Origin of the sequence: Vibrio sp. 1S139, assembly GCF_041439475.1 — a bacterium.
Taxonomy (GTDB): Bacteria; Pseudomonadota; Gammaproteobacteria; order Enterobacterales; family Vibrionaceae; genus Vibrio; species Vibrio crassostreae_C.
In genome coordinates, this window is the sequence record NZ_JBGOOD010000136.1 from 1 (window position 1) to 2753 (window position 2753).

At 45.8% G+C, this 2753-nt stretch carries 2 protein-coding genes; both read right to left on the minus strand.

Annotation, left to right across the window (positions count from 1 at the left end):
• On the minus strand, positions 1 to 1077 hold a 1077-nt coding region (locus ACED46_RS21635), incomplete at its 3' end, for an ABC transporter substrate-binding protein (RefSeq protein WP_371722429.1).
• Between the two features lie 111 nt (positions 1078 to 1188).
• On the minus strand, positions 1189 to 2634 hold the full coding sequence (locus ACED46_RS21640; RefSeq protein WP_371722430.1) for an ATP-binding protein: 1446 nt from the start codon (positions 2632 to 2634) through the stop codon (positions 1189 to 1191).
• Positions 2635 to 2753: the final 119 nt, after the last annotated feature.

Below are 2753 nucleotides of genomic sequence, written 5' to 3' on the forward strand. Positions count from 1 at the left end.
ACGTACGGTTCTTAGAGGGGCGGCACTTGGTAACAAGTGTCGTCTACTCGACATATCTAGACGTACAGGGATAGAACCTTTGTTAAGGTTGAAGACTTCTTGGAAGTCTTTAGTAAGAATGGTTTTCGCTAGATCTTGCTGCGCTTTTTGGTTTTCTTTGTCACTTAACTCAAAGAACGCAAAGCTATCGATGTTGAAAGTGAACTGACCATCAGTCCCCGGTGCTGGTGCACAAATGTAGTCTTTACCTGGTACTTTGCCTGCGGCAGTAAATTCACCTTTTGCCCAGTCACCCATGATCTGCATCGCTGCTTCACCATTGATAACCATCGAAGTTGCTACGTTCCAATCACGACCTGGAGAGTTGCTGTCGATGTAGTCACGCATCTTTTTGAACTTGGTGAATACTTCCACCATTTTGTCACCAGACAACACGTCCATATCCAGGTCAACGAACGCTTTGTTGTAGTCTTCACTGCCTAGCACATCAAGTGCCACCGCTTCGAATACCGTCGCGTCTTGCCAAGGTTGACCACCGTGAGCCAGTGGAATGAAGCCAGCCGCTTTAATCTTGTCTGCGGCAACAAAGAACTCATCTAACGTAGTTGGAACCGTCACTCCTGATTTTTCTAAAACAACAGGGTTAGCCCAAAGCCAGTTAACACGGTGAACGTTGACAGGAACTGCGACATATTCGCCATCCCACTTCATCACTTTAGTGACCACTCCTGGCAGTAGCTCATCCCATTTTTCTTGTTTCGCAGTTGCATCGAGAGACGTTAGAAAACCTAAACCACCCCACTCTTGAATATCATGACCTTTAATCTGCGCCGCAGATGGAGGATTGCCCGACACTGCTCGAGTTTTCAAAACAGTCATCGCACTTTCACCGCCGCCACCAGCAACAGCGAAATCTTTCCAAGTATGGCCTTGTTCTTCAATCATCTCTTTCAGTACAGCTGCGGATTTCGCTTCGCCACCGGCAGTCCACCAGTGAAGCACTTCCACTTCACCAGCTTGAGAAAATGTTGAGGCAGCAAGAAGAGATAGAGTAAGTAGGGTTTTATTGATTTTCATTATTATCTTCCATGTTTTAGCGGACTCGACGTCCGGTTCAATACAGAGTCTACTTATTCTGATTTGTAAGATTGAAACAAAAGGTAAGCTCAATGTAACACAATTGTTACATTAAACTTCTAGGCCGCGTGGAATATAGACTTTAGCTTCTAAGCCGCCTTGAGGGGAGTTACGAATAATGAGATCTCCGCCGTGTCCATGCAGGATATTTCGGCAGATCCCGAGGCCAAGTCCGTGTCCTTGGTCGTCGGTTGCAAGCCTAAAGTAAGGTTCAAAGACCATCTCTAGCTTGTCTTCTGGGATACCATTGCCACGGTCTTGAATAGTCACGACCACCCAAAGCTCATCACCACTAACTTCCACTACGGCAGATGAACCATACTTAACTGCGTTGTCGATTAAGTTGGTCAGTACACGCTTAATCGCCAGTGGTTTCGCGACCAATGGCTCAATGACGACCGGCTCGAACTCTACCTTTGTTTGGTATTGGTTATGAGATTCAATCACAGAGAGCACCATTTCATTGAGGTCAATAATGGCATTATTCTCGTGTAGATCGGTGTCTCTTACCGCTTGCAAAGCACCTTTGACCATCATCTCGAGCTCATCGAGATCTTTATTGAATTTGTCTTTCTTTACTTCACTCTCCAACAACTCTGCACGCAATCTTAGACGTGTTATTGGTGTCTTTAAGTCATGGGAGATCGCAGAAAAAAGGTGCTCTCGGTCGGCAACATAGCGACGAATCCGTTGCTGCATTCGATTAAACGCTCGGGTCGCCGTCACCAGCTCAGTAGCCCCCTCTTCGTTAAGTGGCGGCTGCTGAATATCCATACTCATCTCATTGGCCGCTCTTGCTAATTTTTTAAGAGGGCGTACTTGCCGACGAATCATCAAGTAAGTCAAAACCAAAAGAATGAGGGTCGAGGAAACTAAGAAGATCACCTGTTCTCTGCCGAGAATCGTATCGTCGAGTTTGACGTAAGGCGCAGGCAACAACGCGGCGATATACACCCATTCATGACTGGCTAATTCTATCTGAACAACCAGAATAGGAGGGTTAAGAGGTTCTAAGGTTAAAGTATGATGTGCCCACGATCGTGGGAGATCGCTCAAGTAGATGTCATTTTTAAGCAAACGAAGATGTTCAGGGCGAGAGAAATCAACCCGCACTGATTCGACTTTATTGAGCTTGCTACTCAAAACACTTTCTATCGCTTCAATCGAGGCGGTTTTTAAACGGGTATCAGGGATCGGTTCGACAATCAACGCCTCTTTATTGAAAGAAACGAAGAAGCGCGTACCGCCCATATTGCGGATTTGATCCAACACGATATGGCGATATTTAACGGGCAGAGACTGGAAGAAAGTCACCGTCGAGGCAAACATATTGGCCATGCTTGAAGAGGCAGAACGAATCCCCTCCAGTTCTTTGTGTTTGGATTCGCTATACCAAATAGACGTTGCGATACCTTGAGCTATCACCACAGCTAACAAGGTCAGTAACAATGTTCTGGCAACCAAAGAGTTTGGCTTTAACCGACTCAACCCGTTCATAGGAAATACTTCATTGCCGAGGTGCTCATTAACATCACTTGATTATCAGTGTTCATACTGAACAGGAGCTATGCTGATTTCTGGTGTATGGAAGAGAAAGTAAGTTGCGGTGTAATCTG